The following is a 25270-nucleotide window of genomic DNA, read 5'->3' on the forward strand; positions in this document are numbered from 1 at the left end:
GGGGGGGGGGTGGTTTTTCCCCCCCCCCCCCCGGGGCGGGTGGCGGCGTACTCGGCCAGGTCGTCGAACAGGGTCTCCAGGCCGCTGGCCTTGTCGTAGAAGGCATCGGCACCGGCGTCCAGACAGGCGCGACGGTAGGCGTCCACGTCCTGGGCGGTCAGCACCGCGATGCGGCCGGTGTAGCCGGCGCGGCGCAACTGGGCGAGCAGGCTGAGGCCGCTGCCGGTCGCCAGGGACAGGTCCATCAGCACCACGTCGGGCTGGGTCCACTGGATCAGTGCCAGGGCCTGACGTTCGCCACCGGCCTCGCCCACGACGCGCATGCCGGGCATGGTCTCGAGGCGGCGCACCAGCAGGCGGCGGATGGAGGCGGAGTCTTCGACGAGAAAGATGTTCATGGCCGCCATGGTCGGCCCGGCCGGGATCCGGCGGCAGCGGGTGATCTGGGCGTTGGGCCGGCAGGATTGCCGCGACCTCATGTAGGTAGATTGCCTACATGGCGCCCCTCGCCCAGTCTCGCGGCGCTGGACGCGCGCGAACCTGGTCGGTCCCCCTGGGGGACGTCGACGCTTGCGGCATAGAGCCACAAGCGTCGACAGACGGGCCGGCGCTCGGCCCGGAACATCAACTCAAGGCCACCGATGTGGCCAATCAGATATCCGTCAGCCCGTGCTGCACGCAGTATTTGGTCAGCTCGGTGTTGTTGGCCCAACCGGCCTTCTCGAGGATGCGGGCGCGATAGCTGCCCACCGTCTTGACGGACAGATGCATGGCCTCGGCGATCTGGGCCGGCGTCTGGCCGGCGGCGATCAGCAGCATGACCCGATGCTCCTGGGCCGACAGCTGCTCGTGCGGCAGGGCGCCGGGCGCCTTGCCGCTGAGCAGGCCGAGCAGGTGGTCGGCCATGGCGGCCGTCACATAGCGACCGCCCTCGGACAGGCGGCGCAGCGCGGTGCGCAACTCCTCGGGCGCCCGGTCCTTGGGCAGATAGCCCGCCACGCCCATCTGCATCAGCCGCGCGGCATAGGCGGCCTCGGCATTGAGGCTGAGCACCAGCAGGGGCACGCCCGGCAGCACGCGCAGCAGCTTGCTGGCCCCTTCGGTGCCGCGGGCGTCGGGCAGCGACAGGTCCAACGTGACGAGGTCGGGACGCGCCGCGGCAATGCGGCTGAGGGCTTCGGCGATGGTCGGGGCCTCGTCGATCTGGGCATCGGGCCATTCCTGCAGCACGAGCTGGCTGATGCCCATGCGCATCAGCGGGTGGTCGTCGATGATCAGCAACTTCACAACCAGGTCTCCTCGTCCTTGGCCACCGCAGCGGCCGGCATGGGGGAATTCAGCGGCAGCCAGACCCGCACCCGGCTGCCGCCGCCGGGCGCCGGGCCGAAGTCAAAGCGGCCGCCGGCCAGTTCGGCGCGTTCGCGCATATTGCGCAGGCCCGAAGCGTCGGGGCGGGTGGCGCCGGGGCCGCGCCCATCGTCGTCGACTTCCAGCTCATAGCCCTCGCCGGCGTCGATCGCCAGCGGCCGGCCGGTGACGCGCAGGCTGCGCGCCTGGGCGTGCCGAAGCACATTGGTGCAGGCCTCCTGGACGATGCGAAACAGCGGGCTGGCCTGCTCGGGTGGCAGCAGGGCCGCCTCGTCCAGGTCCAGCCGGGTCTCGAGGGCGGATTGCCGCTGCAGCATCTGCAGATGGTGGTCCAGGGCCGCCTCCAGACCCAACTCGTCCAGCAGCGGCGGGCGCAGTTCCGCCGAGATGTGGCGGGCCGCGCGTATGGCCTCTTCGGCCATGCCCTGCAACTCGTCGACCAGCGGCTCGCTGCGCGGCGCCAGCCTGGCGCGCAGGGACAGCGTCACCATCTTGATGGCGGTGCCGACCTGGCCGACCTGGTCGTGCACCTCGCGGGCGAGGCGACGCCGTTCGGCCTCGATGCCGCGGTCCATCTCGACGGCGAAGCTGCGGATGCGCGCCAGCGCATGGCTGAGGGCCTCGGTGCGCAGGGCGACCTGCTGCTCCAGGCCGGCGTTGGCATCGCGCAGGGCCGCCTCGGCCCGGTCGCGCAGACGGCGTTCGCGCAGCATCAGGGCCACCGCCACGGCGAGGGTGACGAGCCCGACCGCGGGCAGCAGGCGCGTCAGGCGCGACGTGCGCTGGCGAACCGCCTGGGTGGCTTCGTCGGCCACGCCGACGCGGCGCTGCTGCTCGCGGGCCAGCTGCTCGATCTGGAAGCGCAGCTCGTCCATGACGCGCTTGCCGTCCACGTAGGCGCTCAGGTCGCTGGTCGCCGCCTTGCCGTCGGCCAGGCGGCGCGCGATGGTCTGGCGGGCCTGGGCCAGCCTCTCGTCGATCAGCGCATCCAGCCGGATCAGCGTCACCTCGTTCGCCCCCTGATGAGGCAGGCGATTGCGCAGGCCCGTGCGCACGTCGCTGAGCTCGCCGAGCGCATCCTCGTAGGGGCGCAGAAAAGGCTGCTGGCCGGTGATGATGAAACCGCGCTGGCCGGTCTCGATGTCGACGAGCAGCATCAGCAGATGCTGCAGATCGGTCTGGGTGCTCAGGGCCTGGCTGCGCTCGGCGTCGCGCCGCAGCAGCTCGGTCAGGCTCTGGGAAGCGCCCACGGCCGTGCCGACGAAGGCCAGGAAGGCCGCGACGAGAAGGCTCAACGGAAGCCAGGAATAACGCATGCCCACGCCACCCCTCTCACTGGGCCGCCCGCGGCGTCTAGGGCGCGCCGGTCGAGCGAGAAAGCCTAGGCTATGGCGACAAGCGACAAAAAGTCAAGCTGCCGGCTGACGCGTGCAATTGACGTGTTAGCAGCCGGGACCTCAGAACAGCTCGACGTCGCTGAGCTGGGTGGCTTCCTGGATCACGCCGCTGGCCACCAGGGCCGCGTAGTTGTGGACCTGGTTGCGGCCATGGCCCTTGGCGTGATAGACGGCCTTGTCGGCGCGCTCGAAGGCGCCCGCCGGGGAGTCGCCGGCGCGCACCTCGGTGAAGCCGATGCTGACGGTGATGCGCCCTACCTGGGGGAAGGCGTAGCGCTCGGTGTTCACGCGCAGGCGCTCGAAGGCCTCGCCGGCGTGGATTTCCTCGTCGCAGCGCATCAGCACGACGAACTCCTCGCCACCGAAGCGGTAGAGCATGTCGTGAAAGCGGAAGGAGCCGCGCATCAGCCGCGACAGCAACAGCAGCACTTCGTCGCCGATCAGGTGGCCGAAGCGGTCGTTGACGGACTTGAAGTGGTCGATGTCGATGACGCCGAGCACATAGTGCGGCGTGGCCGTCTCATGGCGGCGATCCTCGGCACCGTGCTTCACATCCGGGCGCGTCGGAATGTCCGACAGCACCTTCAGGAAGCTCTCGTCGAAGGTCTTGCGGTTGAGCAGGCCGGTCAGGGTGTCGCGCTCGGAGTAGTCGAGCAGGCCCTGGAAGTTGTGATAGATGCGCAGCACGCTGCTGACCATGCGCTGCGCGCCCGTGCCGAGGCGGCGCGTGGACAGGATCTCGATGACGCCGATGACGTCACGATCGGTCGCAATCGGAAACAGGTAGAGCCACTGGCCGCCCTGCGCCACCTGGGTGACGCTGCGGCTGCGCATGGCCTCCAGCCGCAGCGGATGGTCGATCACCTTGGGCAGGGCTGCGGGCTTGGCCCACAGCGGGTCGGCCGAGGCGACGGCATCACCCGCGCGCAGATGGGCGCGCGTCAGCCAGCGCTCGTCGCCCGGCTCGCCGACGCTGCGGTAGATGGCGACCGACTCGGGCTCGAGCAGATCGCGCAGCGCCATGACCAGGGTGACGTCCATGACGTCACGGTCACGGAAACCGGTCAGTTCGGCGAGATGGTCGACAACCTGGGACATGTGCTGATGATCAAGCCGCCACGGCCTGTCGGGTGAACTGCTGGATCAAGCCGAGCAGATATTCCTCATCGTAGGGCTTGCCGAGATAGTGGTCGACACCCAGTTGCGCAGCATAGTCGCGGTGCTTCTGGGCGATCCGCGAAGTGATCATGATGACCGGCAGCGCGGCCAGGCGCGAGTCGGCGCGCATATTGCGCACCAGGTCGAAACCGTCCATGCGCGGCATCTCGATGTCGGACAGCACCACCGAAGGCAGTTCGTCGCCCGACAGCTTTTCCATCGCATCCAGGCCGTCCTTGGCCAGCATGACGCGCAGACCGACACGCTCCAGGAAGCGCTGGGTCACGCGACGCACCGTCAGCGAGTCGTCGACGACGAGGACCAGCGGCGCCTGCGTGACGGTCTCGACGACGGACACGACCTGCTGCTGCGGCACCTCGCCCTGGGCGATGGCATGGGCGGCGGCCAGGCGGGCCTGCGCGTCCAGGCCATACCAGTCGGCCAGTGCGACGACGTTGTAGATCAGGGCCACTTCGCCCGAAGCCAGCAGGCTGATGCCCGCCAGGCCCGGCACGCGGTTGAGCTGGGCGCCGAGGTTCTTGACCACGACTTCCTGGTTGCCGATGACTTCGTCGACGTGCAGGGCCAAGGCGCCCTGGGCACTGCGCACCAGCACGACGTGGGTGTGGCGACCATGGACATGGCCGCGGCCCGCGTGGCCGAGCAGGCCGCCCAGCCAGTAGAACGGCATCTCGACGCCGCCGTGGTTGAGCTTGCCGGTGGCATAAGCTGCCTCGACCGCATCGACCGGCACGCGCTGCACGGAGGCCATCAGGGCCGCCGGGACGGCGATGACCTGGTCGGCGCTGCGCAACAGCACGACCTGGGTCAGTGCGGTGGTGAGGGGCAGACGCAGCAGGAAGCTGGTGCCCTGGCCGCTGGTCGACGTGGTCTCGATGGTGCCACCGAGCGTGCCGACCTCGGCACGCACGACGTCCATGCCGATGCCACGGCCGCTGAGCTCGGTGATCTGGCTGGCGGTCGAGAAGCCCGGCGCGAAGATCAGGCGCTTCAGCTGGGCGTCATCGGGTTCGGCATCGGCCGAGATCAGGCCGAGTTGCAGGCCACGCTCACGGATGCGGGCGAGGTTCAGGCCGGCGCCGTTGTCGGAGAAGTTCAGCAGCACTTCGTTGCCGTGCTGGCCGACCTCGATGCGCAGCGTGCCGACCGGGTCCTTGCCGGCGGCCGTGCGAGCTTCGGGCGTCTCGATGCCGTGGGCGACGCTGTTGCGCAGCAGGTGCTCGAAGGCGCCCGCGGTACGTTCCAGCACCGAACGGTCCAGCTCGGTCTGGCCGCCGCTGATTTCCAGCTTGACCTGCTTGCCGCTGTCACGCGAGGCCTGGCGGACGACGCGGTGCATGCGCTCGCCGATGGAGTCGAACTCCACCAGGCGGGTGCGCAGCAGGTCGTCCTGCAGTTCGCGCGTCAGTCGCGACTGGGCGGCCAGCTCGTCTTCGCCAGTCTGCACATTGCGGCCCAGCGAACGCTGCAGGGTGGCCACGTCACCGACCGACTCGGCCAGCATGCGGGTCAATTCCTGGAAGCGGGTGTAGCGGTCGAACTCCAGCGGGTCGAACTCGCGGCCGCCCTGCTGCGCCATCTCCTGCTGGATGTGCATCTGGGCCTCGGCCTGCAGTTCCAGCTCGCGCAACTGGGCGCGGATGCGATCCAGGTTGTCGTCCAGGTCGTGCAGCGAGCCCTTCATCTGCACCAGCTCGGACTCCATCCGCGCGCGGCGGATGCTGACCTCGCCGGCCTGGGTGGCCATGCGTTCCAGCAGGCTGCCGCGCACCCGCACCAGGGCCTGGCCGATGGCGAGGTTGTCGCTGCCGGCGGCGATCTCGGCGGTGTCGGTGAAGCGGCTCCAGTCGATCTCGCGGGTCGGCTCGACCGGCTTGTCGACGGCGATGGGCGCGACCGGACGGATCGAGGGTTCGGAGATCTCGGCAACCGGACGGGCGACGGGCGCAGGCGCAGGCGCGGGCGGCGGCGGCGCGACGACGGTCGGCGCCACCGGCGCTGCGGCGGCGGCCGTCAGGCTGCGGCCGAGTTCCTCGAAGGCGTGCTCGAGGGCGTCGCCCTCATGCTGCAGGGCCTGGACCTGGGCGTGATCGGCATGGCCGGCGCGCACCAGGGCCTCGACGGCCGACTCCAGGTGGTGGGCCTGCTCACCCAGACGCATGGCACCGGCGAGGCGGGCGCCGCCCTTGAAGGTGTGCAGGGCGCGCATGCAGGCGTCGGAACGACCCAGCTCGGCCGGGTGGGCCAGCCAGTCGCGCAGGGCGCCGTGCAGCTGCTCCAGCAGGTCGCGGCCTTCCTCTTCGAAGATCGGATAGAGGTCGGGCTCGATATGGTCGGGCAGGCCAGGCTCGGGCTCGTCCTCGGCAGCAGCGTGCACCGGCTCCGGTTGCACTTCGGCCACCGGCTCGGGTTGCGGCTCGGGCTGGACTTCGACGACCGGTTCGGGTTCGGGCTGGGCTTCGACGACCGGCTCGGGCACCGGCAGCGCTTGCGCAACCGGTTCGGGCTCAGGCTCGGGCTGGACTTCGACAACCGGCTCGGGCTCCGGCTGGGGCTGCGCTTGCGCAACCGGCTCGGGGATCGCCTCGACGACGGGCTCGGGGGTGGCTTCGACGGGCGCGGCGGCCTCGACCGCGTCGAAGACGGGCAGTTCGCCGGCCACGGTAGCCGACATCGAAGGGTCCAGATCGCCGGCCACGGTCTCGTCCAGCGCGTGCAGGGGCAGCACGTCCAGCGGCGCCGACGCCGTGAAGGACTCTTCCTGCGGCTCGTAGGCGTGCAGGCGGGAAATGATGTCCGGGTCGTTGGGCTTCAGGAAGCCGGCAGCGAACTGGTGCAGCAGGCGACGGATGTCGTCGGCGGCGCGCACGAAGAGCTCGGCATCTTCCGGCTCGTAGCTGACGGCGCGCTGGGCGCGGCCCAGCGTGTGCTCGAGCTCGCGGGCCAGGGCCGACAGGTCTTCATAGCCGACCGTGGCGGCATTGCCGGCCAGCGCATGGGCCTGCACCTCGCAGCTCTGCGGCACGGGCTGGCTGAGCTCGGCCGCCCATTCGGCCAGGCCGATGGACAGTTTGCGCGACAGCTCGTCGGCTTCGTTGAGGAAGATGTTGAACAGCGCGATGCTGATGCGCAGCGGGCCGATGACCTTGAAGCCTTCGTCGGGGTCGACAGGCTCGGGCTCGGGCTCGGGTTCAGGCTCCGGCGCGCTGACCAGGCTGAGGGCCGGGGCTGCCGGCTCTTCGTCGTCCTGGAGCAGCTTGGCCATGGCCAGCGTGGATTCCTCCGGACGGACCGGGGCCTCGCCCATGGGCTCCATGACGACGACTTCGGCCTCGTCCAGATCCAGCGAGAGGGCGAAGTTGGCCAGGGTCGGCTCTTCGTCGGGCATGGCCGGCAGCGGCAGCGGCTCGGTCGGCGCATGGGCGCCGAATTCGCTGATCGGCTCGTCGACGGGCACCTCGGTCGGCTCGAAATCGATGACGACATCGGGCAGGGCCAGCGCGGCCTCGGCCTCGACCTGGGCTTCGGTGGCCGGCGCGGCCAGCTCGAGCACGAAGTCGGGCGCCAGCGGTGCCGTCTCTTCCATCTCGGCCGGCAGGGCAGCGACGGCGGGCTCGGCAGCCGGCGCGGCCAGCCCCTCGGGACCGCCATCGACGGCGGCAGCGGCCGGGGCGGCGGCCTCCAGCGGCAGCGGCTGGCCATGCAGGCGCAGGGAATCGGCGCTGCGGCGCACCGGATCGGGCGAGCTGTGGCCGGGCTCATTGCCGGCGATCTGCTCGCGCCAGTGGGCGAAGTAGTCCAGGGCCTCGCCGGTGAAGCCGAGCAGGGCCGCATCGGCCTGCGGCGTGGCTTCGCCCAGGCGGGCGTTGTAGAGCTGTTCGCAGGCCCAGGCACCTTCGCCGAATTCGTCCAGGCCCACCATGCGGGCGCTGCCCTTCAGGGTGTGGAAGGCACGGCGCACGACGGTCAGCTGACCGTGGTCGGCCGGCGACTCGCGGAGTTCTGCCAGCGCGGCGCGGGCATTGCCGATGACCTCCTCGGCTTCCTCGAGGAAGATCTCGCGCATCTCGGGGTCGTCGGCGACGCTGGGCGCGGGAGCAGGCGCGGGCGGCGGGGGAGCGACAACGGGAGCGGGAGCCGGAGCGGGCATTGCCGCAGCGGGCTGCGACAGGTCGACGTCGGGCAGGCTGAGATCGGGCAGATCCAGCGTGGCCAGGTCGACGCGCAGGGGTTGGGTGGCCTCGTAGGAGGGGGCGTCGAGCTCGGGCGATTCGTCGCCCAGATCGACGTGGAAGCCGCTGGCCTCGAAGCTGGGCAGCTCGACAGCGCCTTCGCGACGGCCCATGACGGCGTCCAGGCGGCCGCTGGCATCGTCGAACTGGAACATGCGCTTGGCCAGGGCCGGCTGCACGCTCAGCATGTCGATCAGGAAGCCGAGGGCACCGAGGTTGTTGGCCAGGCGCTCGAAGACGTCGCGCGCACCGGGGCGGTTGAAGTCGATCTCGGTGTTGGCGAGGCCGTCGACCTCGTCACGCATGCGGACCGTGGCCTGGGCGGCCTGGTCCAGACCCAGCACGCTGAGCACGCCGCGCATGGCCTGCAACTGGCCGGGCACGGGAATGAGCAGCGCGCGCTGGGTCGGGTCGCGGAAGTATTCGTCGCACTGCTTCTCGACTTCCGAAAGGCTGGCGCGCAACTCATGCACGACGCTGCCGAGGGTCTGGCGGTCGGAGACGCGGCGGTACAGCTCCTCCATCCAGTCTTCCAGCGGCTCGGGTGTCTGGCCATGGGCCACGGCCTCGACGCGGCGCGCCATGCGGCGCACGCGATCGGCCTGTTCGGGCTGGTCGAAGGCGGCATCTTCCAGTGCAGCCTCGACATAGAGCAGGCTGGTGGCGATTTCCATCGCCAGGGCCGGCGGCGGCGTGGTGCGCGAGCGCAGCGTCGCGACGACGGCGCGCTGCAGGGTCTGGGCCAGCACCTCGCCGCTCGGGAAGAGGCGGGTCAGGGAATCGGCAAGACCGGCGAACTGCTCATCGAGGCCGGCCAGGCGATGCTGGTCGCCCTCGGCGGCGCTGGACCAGCTCTCCTTGGCGGACAGCACGCGGCGCTTGGCCTGGGCGACCCAGGCGGGGTCGATGCGGCCGAGGCTGGCGTCTTCGTAGTCGCCGGCATGTTCTTCGGTCAGGCGGTAGGCCTCGTTGACGGCGGCCAGGCGCGGGCCGGCCCCCTTGCTGCGGCACTGGGCGCAGAAGAACAGCAGGTCCTGGGCCAGGCGATCGCGCGCCGGATCGGTGCCCGGGTCGCCTTGGCCGACGATGCGCAGCTCATGCAGCAGTTTGGAGCCCAGACGCTTGGTGTAGGCGTCGCTGCCGAGGAGCTTCAGGGCCTGGCCCTCGAAGACGGCGGCGGCGAGTTGCCACAGCGTGCGCGTGGTGCCGGCCGGCAGGGCCGCGGCCAGGCCGGCGCACAGGCCGGACAGATTGGCCGCATGCGTGGGGCTGGGCTCGCGCATCTGGCGCAGCAGCGCAGCCTCGAACGGGGCGCGCACGCCTTCGGGCGAACGCGGCAGCACGCCGGCTTCGGACGCGATGCTGCGCCAGGACCAGTCGTATTGCCACAGGTCGGCCGGATGGATGCGCTCGGCGCCGTTCAGTTGCTGCAGCGCGCGATAGCCCGGGTAGAGGGCCAGCGACGAGGTCTTGTTGCCCGCCAGCAGGCGGGCCACATAGGCCAGCAGCGCGAAGTCGGCGCGCTCGATGGTGTCGACGGTGCTGGCTTCGACTTCCAGCGGACGCTCGGCCAGGCGAGCCACGGCCGCCTCGGCGGCACGCAGCATGCCGGCGCCGGCCGGCAGGCCGACGAGCGACAGCACACCGCTGACCTGGTGCAGCTGGGCCGCGGCCTGCTGCAGCGGCACGCTCGGCTGGGCGTCGCCGCCGAAGGCCGAGAGGCGGTTGTCGCCGCCTTCGCGCACATGTCGGCGCAGGGTCTTGTGCACCGACTCCAGGGAGCGGCGCAATTCCTCCTGCACCCAGGCCAGTGGGCTGAGGTCGGCCGGGAGTTCGGAGTCTCGCAGGGAGCTGTCCATGCGTGGGCTTTCTCGCTCGGTGCGGTGTACGGGGGTCAGGCGACCTTGAATCGGGACACGGAGGTGCGCAGCGCCTCGGCGGAGCGGGACAGCTCATGCACCATCTGGGCGGTGGAGCGCGTGCCTTCCGACGTCTGTTCGGTCACCGCGAAAATGTGCTGGATATTGGAGGCCACCTCGTTGGCATGCTCAGCTTCCTGCTGGGCCTGGTTCGAGATGCGTCCGATCAGGCTGTCCAGCTGGCGCGACACGCTGTCGATGTCTTCCAGGGCCTTGCCGGCCGCGTCGGACAGTTGCGTACCTTCCACCACACCGCGCGTCGAGCGCTCCATGGCGGCCACGGCGTCGTGGGTGTCGGTCTGAATGGTCTTGACCAGCGCGGCGATTCGACGCGTCGCGTCGCCGGAGCGTTCGGCCAGACGCTGCACTTCTTCTGCAACCACCGAGAAGCCGCGACCGGCTTCACCGGCAGACGCGGCCTGAATGGCGGCGTTCAGAGCCAGCACGTTCGTCTGTTCCGTAATGTCCGAGATCAGCTCCGTGATCTCGCCAATTTCCTGAGACGACTCGCCCAGTCGCTTGATGCGCTTGGAGGTCTCCTGGATGGAGTCACGGATGGTGTTCATACCGGCGATGTTGTTCTGCATCGCGGACAGACCCTGCTCGGCGGCCTGACGGCTTTGACGCGCCACCTCGGCCGTGGTCTGCGCCTGCGCGGACACCTCGGTGATTCGACCGGCCATGCCGAGCACGGCCTCGCCGGTGGCGCGGATCTCGTGCAGCTGTTCCTTGGACGCCGCCAGCAGGTCGGTGGACGTCTGGTCCACCGCGCCGGTCGTGTCCGTCACGCGGGCTGCCGTGGCCTGCACCTGGCCGACCAGGTTGCGCAGCTCTTCCACCGTGTAGTTCACGGAGTCGGCGATGGCGCCGGTGATGTCTTCCGTCACCGTGGCTTGCTGTGTCAGGTCACCTTCAGCGACGCTGGCCAGTTCGTTCATCAAACGCAGAATGGCGGCCTGGTTGGCGTCGTTGACGCGCTTGGCTTCCTGCTCCTGCGCCTCGGCTTCGCGCTTCTGGGCTTCGGCGATCTCGGCACGACCGGCCTGGTCGGCCAGGTAGAGCCGCAGGAAGCCGACGGCGCCGACGATCAGGGCGACCAGGGACAGGATCAGCAGGATGATGAGGCCCGCACCGGCGCCGCCCGATTTTTCCAGCTCGGCAGCGGCCTGCTCCAGGCCTTTGCGCAGCGGTTCGGAATCGTTCAGGATGGCCGTCTGGGCTTCACGAGCCGACACCAGGCCCTGCAGATTGCCCAGAATGGCCGAGGCCTGCGTGCGGGTCTGCTCGTACTGCTTGAGCAGGGTCTGCAGGCGTTCCTTCAGCTGCGGGTCACGCGCGGCGTTCAGGCGCAGCTCGGGGCTGCCGCTGATCAGGGCCTCGGTGATGAGCTTGAAGGAGTTCAGGTCCTTGCCCAGCAGGAACACGGCTTCGGGGCTCACGCCTTCCTGCGTCAGGAATTCGTTGGCGCTCTTGCCGATACGCTGGGTCAGCATGACGAGCTGACCGACGGCGGAGACTTCACCCGCCGACGAACCGATCTGCAGGGCTTGAGACGACACCGCCTCGGCGCTTTCCAGCAGGTCGCTGGACTGGCGGTTGATGGCGCGCAGGGCCTGGCCGACCTGGGTCAGGATCTTTTCCTGGCCCTGCACGACCTTGCCGTTCTTCTCGGCGCGCTCGACCAGGGGCTTGAGGCCGTCCAGCGTCGGCTGCACGGCATCGGGCGCCTTGGCCAGATCGCCTTCGCCGGTGCGCAGGTTGTTGACCACGCCGCTCATCGTGCTGACCGATTCGCGCAGTTCGGCGAAAGCCGCCGGGTTGCCCACCAGGGCCGCGGACACGGACTTGGCCATGCGCTGCGAATGCATCAGCGCCTGACCGGAAGCACGCACCTGGGCCGCGCTGCGGTTGGAGCTGGCCAGCACCAGGGAGACGGAAACCGCGGTGCCGACCAGGCCCAGGGCAACCAGGCCCGTCAGCACGCGCTGGCGATGCTTGCCGAACAGGTCGGTCAGCTTCTCGGCACCGGTGGCGGCCTGGGGCGTCGGCAGCATGGTGGGATCGGCCGCCTGGGTGGTCGGCGCGAAGCTCATCGTGCTGCTGGGCGGGAACTCGCTGTTCGGGCCCGGCTCGGTCGGCACGGCTTGCGAAATGATGGACGGGGCCTCCGTGCGCGGGTAGGCCTCGGTGCGAACGGGAATCTCGACACCGGCAAGCGTGGAATCGGCATTGCGGGTGGCGTCGAAGCCGACGTTGCTGCGCGAGTCGATCGTCGTGTCGGCAGCCTCGGGAACTGCCATCGGCAGCTCATCGGCTTCGGACTTTCCCCTGATTTTGTCCAGCAGGCTCATCTCACCCTCGTCCTTCAGTGTTTGTGATGTCCGCGTTTTGTAGCGGCTCGGAGCTCGGAAGCTTGGAAATGGTTGCGTTCATCACGCGACGATGTGCAGGAAATTCTCCTGCCGCGACAACGCCTCGAGATTGATTTCTTGCCAACTACGACCGGCTTCGTCGCGGCGCAGCGCGCCGGCGAAACGCGGCAGCGGTCCGGCGGGCTGCTGCTCGGCCAGTGGCAACTGCTCATCGCTGCGCAGGCCGGCCAGCCGGTCCACGAGCAGCGCGCAGTTCAGATTGAGATCGCTGCCCAGCGACACCAGGCGGCTTTGCGCCGGCAGGGCGCGACCGGGCGCGGGATCGCGCAGGCCCAGGTAGACGGCCAGGTCGACGACCGTGAACAGGCCGCCACGCAGATTGGCCACGCCGGCCAGCCAGGGCTTGGCATAGGGCACGGACTTGATGGGCACGGGCGCGAAGATTTCGCTGGCCTGCTTCAACGAGAACAGCAGACCGGCACCGGCGCATTCGACGGCCAGCCAGTTCGCGATGAGCGTCTGCTCACGCGCGGCCGCCATGCGGTCGGCCAGGCGCTGCTGGAGCTCGCGGAGTGCCGTTTTGTTTGCCATCAGTGCCGCCCGGCCGCCCGAAGGCGCTGAAGCGCCCCCTCGGGGGGCAGTGAACGAAGTGAGCGTGGGGGCGTCATGCGCTTGTCGCCTTAGCCGAGGGCTTTGATCTTGGCCAGCAGCTCTTCGGCCTTGACGGGCTTGACGACGTAGTCGCTGGCGCCCTGGCGCATGCCCCAGACCTTGTCGGTTTCCTGGTTCTTGCTGGTGCACATGATGACGGGCACGCCGGCATAGCGCTCGTCGCGCGTGATGGCGCGGGTCAGCTGGAAACCGTTCTGGCCGGGCATGACGACGTCCATCAGGATCAGGTCGGGCTTGGCCTCGGCCAGGCGCTTCATGGCCTCCTCGGCGTTCTCGGCCGTGCGGACATTGAAGCCGCGCTTGACCAGCATCTCCGAAAGGGCATGCAGCTCGGTCTTGGAATCGTCAACCAGCAGGATGTTCTGAATGCTCATGGCAGTTCTCTCTCAAAAGGTGCTTCTCAGGGACGGTGCTGGAGCACCGCTTGAAGCAGCTGGTCCTTGGTGAAGGGCTTGGTCAGGTAGTCCTGCGAACCCACCATGCGCCCACGGGCCTTGTCGAAGAGGCCATCCTTCGACGACAGCATGATCACCGGCACTCCCGAGAACTGCGGGTTGCGCTTGATGATGGCGCAGGTCTGGTAGCCGTCGAGGCGGGGCATCAGGATGTCGCAAAACACGAGATCGGGATGGAAATCACCCAGTTTGGCCAGCGCGTCGAAGCCATCCTCGGCCAGGGCCACCTCGTGGCCGCCCTGCTTCAGGAAGATCTCCGCGCTGCGGCGGATGGTGTTGCTGTCGTCGATGACCAGGATGCGGGTGGGTCCTGCACCGGAAACTTGCTCGTTCAAACGTCGTCTCCTCGGAACTTCAGCTCGGGGCCAGGCCTTGTCGGCCCCCTGTGAGGCTTTGGGGGCCGAGTCAGATGCGCACCATCTCGAAATCCTCTTTGCGCGCTCCGCAGTCGGGGCAGACCCAGTTCATGTCCACATCGGCCCAGGCGGTACCGGGCGCGATGCCATGCTCAGGATCACCTGTCGCTTCGTCATAGATCCATCCACAGATCAGGCACATCCAGGTACTGGGTTCGCTCACGGTGCTTAGAGTTTGCTCACTACAATCGAATCATTCTAGCCAGGGCCCGAGAGCGCAATGCTGAGGGCAAACGCCTGTGCCCCGGGCCTCAGAAGCGCGCTTTTAGCGGCAGACTCCACGCTTTGCGGCGCTCTTTGAGCCGCAATCGCCACGACTTCCTCATGAGCCCAACACCCCTTCCCACCGACCCCGAGGTCGAAGAACCCCAGGACGAGCAGGAAAGCCCGCCGCCGGCCTGCGTGCTCAGCTTCAATGCCAGTGACGCCTCGGGCGCCGGTGGCTTGGCGGGCGACGTGGCCACGATAGCGGCCATGGGCGCCCACTGCCTGCCCGTCGTCACCGCCATCGTGCTGCGCGACACGGCCGAGGTCTTCGAGCACGAGAACCTCGACCCCGACACCGTCGCCGAGCAGGCCCGTCACATCCTGGAAGACGTGCCCATCACGGCCTGGAAGGTCGGCTTCCTCGGCAATGCCGAGTCCGTCGCCGCCGTCGCCGAGGTGCTGAGCGACTACCCGGACGTGCCGCTGGTGACCTATCTCCCCTCGGTCGCCTGGATCGACGAGGACGAGCAGCAGAGCTATCTGGACGCGGTCCGCGAGCTGGTGCTGCCGCAGACGGCGGTGCTGGTGGGCAACCACAAGACCATGACCGACTTCCTGTTGCCGGACTGGGACAACGAGCGCGCCCCGTCGGCCCGCGAATTGGCCGTGGCCGCCGCCCAGGCCGGAGCCCAGCACGTGCTGGTGACCGGCATCCAGCTGCCCAACCAGTATGTGGACAACGTGCTGGCCAACGCCCAGGGGCCCATCACCGGTGAGAAGTTCGAGCGCTTCGAGACCGCCTTCGTCGGCTCCGGCGACACCCTGGCCGCCGCCCTGGCCGCCCTGCTGTCGGTCGGTGCCGAGCTGCATTCGGCCGTCAGCGAGGCCCTGTCCTTCCTGGACCAGTCGCTGGACGCGGGCTTTCGCCCCGGCATGGGCAATGTCATCCCCGACCGCTTCTTCTGGGCTCTGCCCGCCGCGGACGAGGAAGGCGGCGAGCCCCCGGGCTTCGAGCCCGAACCCGAACCCGAGCAGCCGCCCAAGACGCCGCGGCGCATGCATTGACTTCCTGATTTCCCTTCCATGGCCAGCAATTCAGAGCTCTTCGAGCGCGCCTCTCGCGTCATTCCCGGCGGCGTGAACTCGCCCGTGCGCGCCTTCCGCGCCGTCGGCGGCACGCCTCGTTTCATCGCCCGCGGTGAAGGCGCCTACATCTTTGACGCCGAAGGCAAGCGTTACGTCGACTACATCGGCTCCTGGGGGCCGATGATCCTGGGCCACGGTCATCCCGCCGTGCTGGAGGCCGTGCAGAAGGCCGCCGTCGAAGGCTTCTCCTTCGGCGCCCCGACCGAACGCGAGATCGAGCTGGCCGAGGAGATCCTCAAGCTCGTGCCCAGCATGGACCAGGTGCGCCTGGTCAGCTCGGGCACCGAGGCGACCATGAGCGCCATCCGCCTGGCGCGCGGCGCCACCGGTCGGCCCAAGTTCATCAAGTTCGAGGGCTGCTATCACGGCCACACCGACGCCCTGCTGGTCAAGGCCGGCTCGGGCCTGGCCACCTTCGGCCACCCGACCAGCGCCGGCGTCACGCCGGGTGCGGCCGCCGACACCGTCGTGCTGGAATACAACAACGTCGAGCAGCTGGAAGCCGCTTTCGCCCAGCACGGCCACGAACTGGCCTGCGTCATCGTCGAGCCCATCGCCGGCAACATGAACTTCGTGCGCTCGTCGCTGGCCTTCATGAGCGCCATGCGCCGCCTGTGCACGCAGCACGGCGCCCTGCTGGTGCTGGACGAGGTCATGACGGGCTTCCGCGTCGGCCTCGGCTCGGCCCAGGCCCACTACGCCAAGCTCATCCCCGGCTTCGCGCCCGACATCTCGGTGTTCGGCAAGGTCATCGGCGGCGGCATGCCGCTGGCGGCCTTCGGCGCCCGGCGCGAGGTCATGCAGCATCTGGCGCCGCTGGGCGGCGTCTACCAGGCCGGCACTTTGTCCGGCAACCCGGTGGCCACGGCCTGTGGCCTGGCAACGCTGCGCGAAATCCAGAAGCCCGGCTTCTTCGAGTCGCTGTCGGCCAAGACCCGCCAGCTGGTCGACGGCCTTAAGACCGTCGCCGCCGAGAACGACGTGCCCTTCAGTGCCGACTGCGAAGGCGGCATGTTCGGCTTCTTCCTGCTGCCGGAACTGCCGCAGAACTACACCACCGTCATGACGACGGACAAGGAGCGCTTCAACCGCTTCTTCCATGCGATGCTGGACGCCGGCATCTATCTGGCGCCGGCCCTGTACGAAGCAGGCTTCGTGTCGGCGGCCCACAGCCCCGCCGACCTCGACGCCACGCTCGCGGCCGCGCGCACGGCCTTGCGCTGATCCTGAGAGCGCCTCCGGGCGCCACTGCCATGCATCTCCACATCCTCGGCATCTGCGGCACCTTCATGGGCGGCCTCGCGGCACTCGCACGCGAAGCCGGCCACAAGGTCACCGGCTGCGATGCCAACGTCTACCCGCCGATGAGCACCCAGCTCGAAGCCCTCGGCATCGAGCTCATCGCCGGCTTCGGCGCTGAGCAGCTGGAGTTGAAGCCCGACGTCTTCGTCATCGGCAATGTCGTCACGCGCGGCGAGCGCTTCCCGCTGATGGAAGCCATCCTCGACGCCGGCCTGCCCTATGTCTCGGGCCCGCAATGGCTGGCCGAGCATGTGCTGCAGGGCCGCCATGTGCTGGCCGTGGCCGGTACGCATGGCAAGACGACGACGACGTCCATGCTGGCCTGGATCCTGGAGCATGCGGGCCAGAAGCCCGGCTTCCTGGTCGGCGGCGTGCCGCAGAACTTCGGCGTGTCGGCGCGCCTCGGGCATGTGGACGCCGCGCGACCGCGCGGCGAGGGCCAGCCCTTCGTCATCGAGGCGGATGAGTACGACACCGCCTTCTTCGACAAGCGCAGCAAGTTCGTCCACTACCGCCCGCGCACGGCCATCCTGAACAACCTCGAGCACGACCACGCCGACATCTTCCCGGACCTGGCCGCCATCGAGACCCAGTTCCACCACCTCGTGCGCACCGTGCCGGCCAGCGGCCGCCTGGTCGTCAACGCCCGCGAGGAAGCCCTGCAGCGCGTCATCGCGCGCGGCTGCTGGAGCGAGGTGCAGCGCTTTGGCGCCAAGAAGGAAGAGGCCGGCATGCTGCGCGCCCGCGGCGAGCCGCAGGCTTTTGATGTGCTGCGCGGCAGCCTCAAGGTGGCGCGGGTCGAATGGAGCCTGATCGGCGAGCACAACCAGCTCAATGCGCTGGCGGCCATTGCGGCGGCCGAGCATGTCGGCGTGAGCCCGGAACAGTCAGCTGCAGCGCTGGCCGAGTTCCAGAACGTGCGCCGCCGCATGGAGCTGCGGGGCGAGGCCAAACGTGACGGTGGAAGCATCAAGGTCTATGACGACTTCGCCCACCACCCGACGGCCATCCGCACGACGATCAACGGCCTGCGCCGCCGCATCGCCCCGGCCGACCGCATCCTCGCCATCTTCGAGCCGCGCTCCAACACCATGAAGCTGGGCACGATGAAGGCCCAGTTGCCTTGGGCGCTGGAGGAGGCTGATCTGGCCTTCTGCAATCAGCAGGGGCTGAGCTGGGATGCCAAGGAGGCGCTGGCGCCGATGGGGGCCCAGGCGGTGGTCGGCGCCGATGTCGATGAGCTGGTGAAGGCGGTCGTCAAGGTCGCCAAGCCGGGAGACCATTTGCTGTGCATGAGCAATGGCGGCTTCGGCGGCATTCACGAGAAGCTGCTTGCAGCGCTTGCCAAGTAGGCGTCAGCCCTTCCCGTACAACACCATCTGCGTACACCTGAACAAGGCCATGGTCTTGCCCGTGTCCTTGTTGGTCACGACGGCATCCCAGATCTGCGTCGTCTTGCCGAGATGAACCGGCCGGGCCACGCAGGCGATGGTGCCGTCGCGTGCCGTGCCCAAGTGGTTGGACTTCAGCTCGATGGTCGTGAAGCCCACCGCGCCGGGCGGCAGATTGGCCAGGCAGCCGTAGCCGGCGCAGCTGTCGGCCAGCGTCACGATGCTGCCCGCATGCAGATAGCCGTTGGGCGCCATCAGCTCGTCGCGCACCACCAGCTCGGCCTTGATCTCGGCGGGGTCGGCCTGGGTGAAGACGATGCCCAGATGGCCGGGCAGGTTCTTGGCGCCGAATCGATTGAGTTGGTCGGGTGTGGACATGGCATTCCTCGCAGTGGCGGCCATGCTAAGACAAGAAAAAAGGCCGGCATGAAGCCGGCCTTTGCGCGAGCGCGAGGCGCGATCAGCTGCGCACCAGCGAGGCCTTCAGCATGCTGTTCAGCATGTCCTGGGTCTCGGCCAGATGGGCGCGTGTCTCGACCGACAGGCCCGGCTTGGCGGATGCCGCGCGCAGGTCGTTGAGCAGCTGGCTGGCGTGCCAGCGGGCCATCGAGAAGGCGTCGGCATAGACCGCGGCGCCGTTGGTGGCGCGGTTCAGCTGGGCCTGCAGACGGCGCAGGTATTCGCGCTGCAGGCTGCGGCGCATGCGGTCGATCTCGGCACCGGTCTTCAGCTCGCTGAAGATGGCGCCCTGCAGGGTGCCGTAGACCTCGCTGAGCGACACCGCGCCCTTGCGCTGGGCCTCGGGCAGGTAGGCACCCTGCTCGATCAGGCGGCGTGCCGTGTTGGGCGACATCAGGCGGTCCAGCACACGGCCCTGCAGTGCGCTGACGCTGTCCGGGATGGACAGCGGCAGGCCGCGGTCCCACTCGTTGTAGTCCACCGTCTGCGTGACCAGGAACTCGGGCTTGAACTTGAACGAGTCGCTGGACAGCAGGCCGCCGGCGATGAAGCGCAGGGCCTCGCGCTGCTGGGCGTTGTCCACCGGCTTGAAGGCCGGGCCGGCCGTGACGCCCGGCACGGTGCGCTCGGCATACAGGCCACCGACGTATTTGCTGATGTTGTTGGCCGTCATGCCCAGCTGGCGGAAGCTCTCGAAGATGGAGCGGCGGTTGCGCAGCGGGTCGTCGCCAACGGTGGCCGGGCGGGCCTGCACGCGCTCCCACAGCTCCTGGCTCAGCTTCAGGCGCTTCTTGGCATAGGCCAGCGGGTCGTCGCCCAGGTCACGCTGGTTGGTGCGCGGATCGAAGCCGTCGTAGGGGCCGCCGACGCCCTGGTCGAAGTCGTCGCCATAGGCCAGCTGCGGCTCGGTGGAGCGCGCGGCGATCTTGGCCAGCTCGGCCGCTTCCTGCTCCGCCGCGATGGGCTTGTAGGCATACTCGATGGCCCAGTAGTCGTAGGCGCCCAGCGTGGTGTTGGTCAGGCTGGCCTTGGGCTCGCCCTTCAAAGGCAGGTTATAGGCGTTGTAGTCCATCACCGAGTTGGAAATGCCATGGGCCTCGGTGTAGGCCTTGTCCTTGAGCTGGGCCTGGGTGATGGTCGTGGAGGAGCGGAAGTTGTGCTTCAGGCCCAGCGTGTGGCCGACCTCGTGCATGACGACGTCCTTGATGACGGCCTGGGCCAGGGCCTCGGCCTCGGGGCCGTTCATGTCCATGCCGTCGCGCAGGGACAGCAGGTCCAGCGCGAAGCCGAGCTCGTTGGCCTGGTCGGCCATGTAGCTGCACTGCTGCTCTGACAGGCGCAGGCTGCGCTCGCCCATCCAGGCACTGGCGGCGGCGTGGTCATGGGCGCTGAAACCCAGCACGTCGTCGGAAGCGAGGCGGCGCGAACCGCGGCCGAAGACGTCGCTCATGCCGATGTCGGCGTCCAGAATTTCACCGGTGCGCGGGTCACGGTTGCTCGGGCCGATGGCGAAGCCGACGTCGGCGCCGGTGAACCAGCGGATGGACGCATGCGTCGAGTCCATGTTGTCCCAGTCGGCATCGTCGGGCTGCTGCCTGGCCTGCACCGCGTCCTTGAAGCCGATCTTCTCGAAGGCCTTGTTCCACTCCTCGATGCCCGCCTTGACCGAGGCGCGGTATTTCTCGGGAATGTTCTTGTCCATCCAGTAGACGATGGGCTGGACCGGTTCGGACAGGGCCGCGGCCGGGTCCTTCTTCTCCAGGCGCCAGCGGGCAATCATGTGCACGCGCGGGTTGGCCTTGAGGTCGTCGCCGAAGTCGGCGTAGCTCTCCATGAAGTGGCCCAGGCGCGGGTCGGCGTTGCGCACGGCCGCCGGCGCTTCAGGCAGCGCACGGAAGCTGTAGACGAAGCTGAAGAACATCGAGCGCGGGTCCGGCGTGGCCTGGGGCGGCGTGGGCACGGGCACCGGCGCGGGCACCAGCGACGGCGCCGGGATGCGCGGCGTGGCGAAGTGCACGCGCGAGGTCAGCGTCGAAACCTGGGCGTCGGCACGGGTGGCTTCGATGAAGGAGTTGGTGCGGTCGGGCGCGAACGGCAGGCGGTAGGCGAATTCCAGGCGCGTCGAATAGCCCGGGATGTCACCCAGCAGCAGGTTGCTGGCGTCGATGAGCACCGACTTGCGGTCCGGATGGTCGGCACTGGCCACCGGCACGCCGCCGATCAGGCTGGGCGAGAAGGCCTGCTCGATGGCCAGCTTGGCTGAAGGGTTGGCGGTGCGGAACTTGGTGTTCAGCGCGATCAGCTGCACATGGTTGCCGATGCGGCGCCATTCGGCCATCTCGTCACCCAGCATCTGGCTGGCGTACAGGCCACGCTCACCGACGGCGTTAGCGACGTTGACGCTGAACAGGAAGGGCTTGTTGAAGGCTTCCTTGGGGATCTCGATCCAGACCTTTTCGTCCTTGCGCCAGATCGGGAACAGGCCGGGCTGCTCCTTGGCGCCCTTGATGACGTCGGCAAAGGGCTTGGGCGCCGTAGGGTCGACAGGAGGCTTTGCGGCAGCAGCGGGTGCAGAGGCGGCAGCAGCGGGAGCGGGCGGCGTCTGGGCTTGGGCGACTGCGGCCAGGGCAAGCAGGGCGGCGGCAGCCAGGGCGGTGCGGGGCGTCGGAATCATGGGTGACGGTCCGGGGATTGCGAAAAGGCTGGCACTGTGGCTGGCAGCGACACTTGCGTCAATCCGATTCCTCCCGCGTCGCGGGGGCACAAAAATTCATCCAAAACTTCCGTCATGGCTCTCACACATCTGCTCTACCTGCACGGCTTCCGCTCCTCGCCGGCCTCGGCCAAGGCGCGCCGCATGGCGGCCTGGGCAGCCGAGCAGCCCGGCCTGAGCTTCGTGGCGCCGCAACTGCCGCCCTCCCCGCTCGAGGCCATGGAGCTCGTCGCCGGTCTCGTCAAGGACTGGCCGGCCGAGGGCCCGGCCGTCATCGGCAGCTCGCTGGGCGGCTTCTACGCCACCTTCGTCGCCGAACAGCCCACCCACCGCGCGTGGCGCGTCGCCGTGCTCAATCCCGCCGTCGACCCGGCACGCGACCTGGCCCGCCACATCGGCACGCTGACCGCCTGGCACGACCCGACGCTGAAGTTCGATTTCACGGCCCGGCATGTGGCCGAACTGGCCGCGCTGACGCCGCCGGCACGCCTGACGACCCCGTCGCGCTACTACGCACTGATCGCCAAGGGCGACGAGCTGCTGGACTGGCGCGAGATGCTGGCCCGCTACGCCGGCTGCGACGGCGAGGTGCTGGAGGGCAGCGACCATGGTCTGACAGACTTCGACCACCATCTCCAACCCCTCACGGAATTCCTGACCCAGAAATGACGACGATGAAACTCCAGAACAAGGTCTGCATCATCACCGGCGCCGCCCAAGGCATCGGCCTGGCCACCGCGCTGAAATTCGCCCAGGAGGGCGCCACCGTCATCGTCTGCGACCTGCGCCCCGAGGGCGTGCAGGCCGCGGTCCAGGCCTGCGAAAAGCTGGGCGCAACGGCCCAGGGCTACACCGTCGACGTGGCCGACCGCGTCTCGGTGGACCTGATGGTGGCCGCCGTGCTGGCCGACTTCGGCCGCATCGACGTGCTGGTCAACAACGCCGGCATCACCAAGGACGCCCGCCTGCAGAAGATGACGCTGGCCCAGTTCGATGCGGTCATCGACGTCAACCTGCGCGGCGTCTTCCACTGCGCCCAGGCCGTGGCCGACACCATGGTCGCCCAAGGCTCGGGCGTCATCCTGAACGCCTCGTCGGTGGTCGGCATCTACGGCAACTTCGGCCAGACCAACTACGCCGCCGCCAAGTTCGGCGTCATCGGCTTTACCAAGACCTGGAGCCGCGAGCTCGGCCCCAAGGGCATCCGCGTCAACGCCGTCGCTCCCGGCTTCATCGACACGCCCATCCTCGGCACCATCCCCGACAAGGTGCTGGACGAAATGCGCGCCCATGTGCCGCTGAAGCGCCTGGGCAAGCCCGAGGAAATCGCCAACGTCTACGCCTTCCTGGCCAGCGACGAAGCCAGCTACGTCAACGGCGCGGTCATCGAGGTGTCGGGCGGCATGACGGTCTGATCAGGCCGCGCAGACGCGCGCCGCCAGGGCCTGCTCATCGCGCGCCAGCGGCTGGCTGCGGCCGGCTTCGCGCAGGCCCGTGCAGGCCTGGCCGCGCCAGCCGGGCTCGGCGCCGGGCAGGGTCGACAGTGCGGCCAGCAGCCGGCTGAGCACGACCTGGGCATCGCGATCCTGGGGCTGGCGCTGCGCGAAGTCCTGCAGCGGTGCCAGCTGCTCGCGCCCCAGTGCCGCGGCGCGCGCGGCCTGCCCGCTCTGCGCCAGCGCCGCGCTGAGGTCGGCCGCCAGCCAGCTGCGCCGCAGCAGCACGGCCTTCCACATGGCCGGCGTGCTGCTGGCTGCGTCCGGCTGAGGCGAAGCGGCCAGCGCCGTCTCCAGCGGCAGCACGGCGGCCTGGGCCTGGCCCTGGGCCAGCAGTGCGCGCCCGAGGTGGGCGCCCAGCAGCTTGCGCGTCAGCGCCCATTTGCTCTGCGGCCCCTCGTCCTTGACGATGCCGTCCAGCAGCGCGAGGCTCTGGCGGCTGGCCGCCTCGGCGGCGGCCGCGTCGCCGCGCCGCCAGGCCGTGAAGGCCAGATGCGACAGCTCGACGGCCAAGCTGCTGCGCGCGCCCAGGTTGAGCGGCTCTTCCTTCAGGTCGGACTCGTGCAGCGCCACCGCCTTCTGCTCGGCGGCCAGGGCTTCATCCAGCCGGCCCAGGTTGACCAGGCTGCGCGACTGCGCGCCGGCGATGGTGCCCAGTTCATGCACGATCTCGCGGTGGTGCTGGCGTGCCTCCATGGCCTCGAAGGCCTCGGCGGCACGCTGGAACCAGCCCAGCGCCTCGTCGGGCCGGTTCAGGCTGGGCCGGCCGCTGGCGTCGTGGAACTGGCCGATGTAGAGCCAGGTCTGCGCGAGCTGGCCCATCAGCTCGCGCTCCTCGGGCATGTGCTTCAGCCCGGTCTGCAGGATGGACTCGCTCTGCCGCGCCAGCGCCAGGGCCTCGTCCATGCGCCCCTCGGCCCGGGCCTGCAGCGCGCGGATGACGTGCATATTGGCGTAGCTCTGGATGAACTCGGCATCGCCCTGCTTGGCCGGCCAGGCGCGGCGCGCGTAGTCGATCGCGCGGCTGGCGTTCTGCTCGGCCTCACGGCCCTTGCCCAGGCTCAGGCCGGTGTCGTTGCCCTGGATCTCGGCAATGCTCTCGTAGACGATGGCCAGGTCGCCCAGCAGGTCCAGGTCGCTCTCGGCCTGGGCCACCAGGGTTTCCAGGCTGTCCAGGGTGTCGCGCAGCATGGCCTCCTTGGCCTGCATGCCGCCGGGCAGATTGCTCAGCGCCAGGCCCATGCGCCGCACGACGCCGCGATTGAACTGCTTGACGGCCGCTAACCGCGACTCGGCCAGTTCGCGCGCATGCACCGCCTCGCGCCATTGCCAGGCCGCCGCGCCGCCGCCAGCCAGCAGGCCGATCACGCCAACCCCCAGCGCCGCCACGACGGCACGGTGGCGGCGCATCAGCTTGGCCAGCACATAGCGCCAGTCCTGGGCACGGGCGCTGACCGGCAGGCCGTCCAGCCAGGCGCGCAGGTCGTCATGCAGGGCCTGCACGGTGGGGTAGCGCCGCGCCGTTTCCTTCTCCAGCGCCTTCATGACGATGTTGTCGAGGTCACCGCGCAGCTCGGGCCGCGCGGCGGCCTGGCTGGGCGGCTGGGGCTGCACGTCCAGCACGGCGCGCGCCTGCTCGCCCGGCGTGGTGGCAGCCGTTCCGTAGGGCGAGCGGCCTGCCAGCAGCTGGTAGAGCAGCACGCCCAGCGAGTAGATGTCGGTGGCGGTGGAGACGGGTTCGCCGCGCACCTGTTCCGGGCTGGCGAAGGCAGGCGTGAAAGGACGCTGGCCGTTCAGCGTGAGGCCCTCGCCGTCCAGCGGTCCGTCCATGGGGTCCAGCGCCTTGGCGATGCCGAAGTCCAGCAGCTTGACGCGGCCCGCCCGGTCCACCAGCACATTGCCGGGCTTGAGGTCGCGGTGCACCAGCAGCTGGCCGTAGGCATGGGCCACGGCCTCGCACAGCTGCAGCATCAGCCCCACGCGTTCGCGCAGCGGCAGGCCCGCGGCGGCCTGGTCGATGGGCTGGCCGTCGACCCTCTCCATGACGAAATAGGGCTTGCCGGCGTCGCTGAGGCCGGCGTCGAACAACTGGGCGATATGCGGGTGGTGCAGCCGCGCCAGCGCCTGCTGCTCCTGCGCGAAGCGGCGCTGCACGGCGGCGCCGTCCAGGCCCTGGCGCAGCAGCTTGATGGCGGCCTCGCCCTCGAAGCGCCCGTCCACCCGGCGCGCCGCCCACACCTCGCCCATGCCGCCCAGACCCAGCAGCGTGGTCAGCGACCAGCCGCCCAGGCGCTGGCCGGGCTGGCCATCGGGTACCGCTGCGGGCAGCTCCTGCAGCGGCGAGTCCAGGGCCAGGCTGGGCGCTCCGGCATCGGTCTGCTGCGCGAGCAGGGCCAGCAGTTCGCCGCGCACGGCGGGGCTCAGCCCAGGCGTGTCGGCCAGTGCGGGGCGCCGGCCTGGCGGCAGCGCCAGGGCCTGCTCGAACAGCCGCCGCAACTGGGCCCAGTCGTCGGGACTCAAAGGCTCGGTGCGGTCGGTCACGGGGCCCC

General features: G+C 69.3%; 18 protein-coding genes. 5 read left to right on the plus strand and 13 right to left on the minus strand.

What is annotated here, in order from left to right; genetic code table 11:
- The 10 genes from AC3WOE_RS09065 to AC3WOE_RS09110 all read right to left on the minus strand — a co-directional run.
- The coding region (locus AC3WOE_RS09065; RefSeq protein ID WP_492689870.1) for a response regulator at window positions 1-398 on the minus strand (398 nt) is incomplete at its 3' end.
- 253 nt (window positions 399-651) lie between these two features.
- A complete protein-coding gene (locus AC3WOE_RS09070; RefSeq protein ID WP_492689872.1) occupies window positions 652-1287 on the minus strand; it encodes a response regulator in 636 nt (211 codons plus the stop codon).
- Window positions 1284-2684, minus strand: coding sequence for a CHASE3 domain-containing protein (locus tag AC3WOE_RS09075; protein WP_492689873.1), 1401 nt, complete (start codon window positions 2682-2684; stop codon window positions 1284-1286). Before AC3WOE_RS09075 ends, AC3WOE_RS09070 begins: the two co-directional genes overlap by 4 nt.
- A gap of 141 nt (window positions 2685-2825) precedes the next feature.
- Entirely contained in the window at window positions 2826-3863 is a 1038-nt protein-coding gene (locus tag AC3WOE_RS09080; protein ID WP_492689875.1) for a GGDEF domain-containing protein, read from the minus strand.
- Between the two features lie 10 nt (window positions 3864-3873).
- Window positions 3874-10035 carry an Hpt domain-containing protein gene (locus AC3WOE_RS09085; protein WP_492689877.1) on the minus strand — a complete coding sequence of 2054 codons (6162 nt, stop codon included), beginning with the start codon at window positions 10033-10035 and terminating at the stop codon, window positions 3874-3876.
- Window positions 10036-10070: 35 nt separating this feature from the next.
- Window positions 10071-12395 carry a methyl-accepting chemotaxis protein gene (locus AC3WOE_RS09090; protein ID WP_492689878.1) on the minus strand — a complete coding sequence of 775 codons (2325 nt, stop codon included), beginning with the start codon at window positions 12393-12395 and terminating at the stop codon, window positions 10071-10073.
- 132 nt (window positions 12396-12527) lie between these two features.
- Window positions 12528-13058 carry a chemotaxis protein CheW gene (locus tag AC3WOE_RS09095; RefSeq protein WP_492689879.1) on the minus strand — a complete coding sequence of 177 codons (531 nt, stop codon included), beginning with the start codon at window positions 13056-13058 and terminating at the stop codon, window positions 12528-12530.
- 89 nt (window positions 13059-13147) lie between these two features.
- A complete protein-coding gene (locus AC3WOE_RS09100; RefSeq protein WP_477930811.1) occupies window positions 13148-13513 on the minus strand; it encodes a response regulator in 366 nt (121 codons plus the stop codon).
- A 26-nt stretch (window positions 13514-13539) separates the two neighbouring features.
- Window positions 13540-13929 (minus strand): response regulator, encoded by a 390-nt coding sequence (locus tag AC3WOE_RS09105; protein WP_293501545.1) that lies wholly within the window; start codon window positions 13927-13929, stop codon window positions 13540-13542.
- Window positions 13930-13999: 70 nt separating this feature from the next.
- Window positions 14000-14152 (minus strand): rubredoxin, encoded by a 153-nt coding sequence (locus tag AC3WOE_RS09110; RefSeq protein WP_492690312.1) that lies wholly within the window; start codon window positions 14150-14152, stop codon window positions 14000-14002.
- Between the two features lie 182 nt (window positions 14153-14334).
- Between AC3WOE_RS09110 and thiD the strand changes: the two genes are divergently transcribed.
- From thiD to mpl, 3 genes are read left to right on the plus strand one after another with little or no spacing between them, the layout of a single operon-like run.
- Window positions 14335-15282 carry a bifunctional hydroxymethylpyrimidine kinase/phosphomethylpyrimidine kinase gene (gene thiD / locus AC3WOE_RS09115; RefSeq protein WP_492689882.1) on the plus strand — a complete coding sequence of 316 codons (948 nt, stop codon included), beginning with the start codon at window positions 14335-14337 and terminating at the stop codon, window positions 15280-15282.
- An 18-nt stretch (window positions 15283-15300) separates the two neighbouring features.
- Window positions 15301-16587 (plus strand): glutamate-1-semialdehyde 2,1-aminomutase, encoded by a 1287-nt coding sequence (gene hemL, locus AC3WOE_RS09120; protein WP_492689883.1) that lies wholly within the window; start codon window positions 15301-15303, stop codon window positions 16585-16587.
- Between the two features lie 29 nt (window positions 16588-16616).
- Window positions 16617-18017, plus strand: coding sequence for a UDP-N-acetylmuramate:L-alanyl-gamma-D-glutamyl-meso-diaminopimelate ligase (gene mpl / locus AC3WOE_RS09125; protein WP_492689884.1), 1401 nt, complete (start codon window positions 16617-16619; stop codon window positions 18015-18017).
- A gap of 3 nt (window positions 18018-18020) precedes the next feature.
- Here mpl and AC3WOE_RS09130 read toward each other — a convergent pair whose 3' ends face one another.
- The gene (locus tag AC3WOE_RS09130; RefSeq protein WP_492689885.1) at window positions 18021-18434 is read right to left on the minus strand and encodes a PaaI family thioesterase; all 414 of its coding nucleotides are present in this window, start codon (window positions 18432-18434) and stop codon (window positions 18021-18023) included.
- Between the two features lie 82 nt (window positions 18435-18516).
- Window positions 18517-21189, minus strand: a complete 2673-nt coding sequence (locus AC3WOE_RS09135) for a zinc-dependent metalloprotease (RefSeq protein WP_492689886.1) — start codon at window positions 21187-21189, stop codon at window positions 18517-18519.
- A 114-nt stretch (window positions 21190-21303) separates the two neighbouring features.
- On the opposite strand from AC3WOE_RS09135, the gene AC3WOE_RS09140 reads away from it, so the two are divergent.
- Both AC3WOE_RS09140 and fabG read left to right on the plus strand, forming a co-directional pair.
- Window positions 21304-21897 carry a YqiA/YcfP family alpha/beta fold hydrolase gene (locus AC3WOE_RS09140; protein ID WP_492689888.1) on the plus strand — a complete coding sequence of 198 codons (594 nt, stop codon included), beginning with the start codon at window positions 21304-21306 and terminating at the stop codon, window positions 21895-21897.
- A 5-nt stretch (window positions 21898-21902) separates the two neighbouring features.
- Complete coding sequence (gene fabG / locus AC3WOE_RS09145) at window positions 21903-22643, plus strand: 3-oxoacyl-ACP reductase FabG (protein WP_492689889.1); 741 nt, start codon at window positions 21903-21905, stop codon at window positions 22641-22643.
- Here fabG and AC3WOE_RS09150 read toward each other — a convergent pair whose 3' ends face one another.
- Window positions 22644-25262 carry a serine/threonine-protein kinase gene (locus AC3WOE_RS09150; protein ID WP_492689890.1) on the minus strand — a complete coding sequence of 873 codons (2619 nt, stop codon included), beginning with the start codon at window positions 25260-25262 and terminating at the stop codon, window positions 22644-22646.
- Between the last annotated feature and the right edge of the window lie 8 nt (window positions 25263-25270).

Source organism: Roseateles sp. FW305-36, assembly GCF_058787015.1.

Coding starts and splice junctions, on each gene's coding strand:
- AC3WOE_RS09075 (WP_492689873.1), bottom strand. CDS start 2,684: ATGCGTTATTCCTGGCTTCCGTTGAGCCTTCTCGTCGCGGCCTTCCTG.
- AC3WOE_RS09080 (WP_492689875.1), bottom strand. CDS start 3,863: ATGTCCCAGGTTGTCGACCATCTCGCCGAACTGACCGGTTTCCGTGAC.
- AC3WOE_RS09085 (WP_492689877.1), bottom strand. CDS start 10,035: ATGGACAGCTCCCTGCGAGACTCCGAACTCCCGGCCGACCTCAGCCCA.
- AC3WOE_RS09090 (WP_492689878.1), bottom strand. CDS start 12,395: ATGGCAGTTCCCGAGGCTGCCGACACGACGATCGACTCGCGCAGCAAC.
- AC3WOE_RS09095 (WP_492689879.1), bottom strand. CDS start 13,058: ATGGCAAACAAAACGGCACTCCGCGAGCTCCAGCAGCGCCTGGCCGAC.
- AC3WOE_RS09100 (WP_477930811.1), bottom strand. CDS start 13,513: ATGAGCATTCAGAACATCCTGCTGGTTGACGATTCCAAGACCGAGCTG.
- AC3WOE_RS09110 (WP_492690312.1), bottom strand. CDS start 14,152: ATGTGCCTGATCTGTGGATGGATCTATGACGAAGCGACAGGTGATCCT.
- thiD (WP_492689882.1), top strand. CDS start 14,335: ATGAGCCCAACACCCCTTCCCACCGACCCCGAGGTCGAAGAACCCCAG.
- hemL (WP_492689883.1), top strand. CDS start 15,301: ATGGCCAGCAATTCAGAGCTCTTCGAGCGCGCCTCTCGCGTCATTCCC.
- mpl (WP_492689884.1), top strand. CDS start 16,617: ATGCATCTCCACATCCTCGGCATCTGCGGCACCTTCATGGGCGGCCTC.
- AC3WOE_RS09130 (WP_492689885.1), bottom strand. CDS start 18,434: ATGTCCACACCCGACCAACTCAATCGATTCGGCGCCAAGAACCTGCCC.
- AC3WOE_RS09135 (WP_492689886.1), bottom strand. CDS start 21,189: ATGATTCCGACGCCCCGCACCGCCCTGGCTGCCGCCGCCCTGCTTGCC.
- AC3WOE_RS09140 (WP_492689888.1), top strand. CDS start 21,304: ATGGCTCTCACACATCTGCTCTACCTGCACGGCTTCCGCTCCTCGCCG.
- fabG (WP_492689889.1), top strand. CDS start 21,903: ATGAAACTCCAGAACAAGGTCTGCATCATCACCGGCGCCGCCCAAGGC.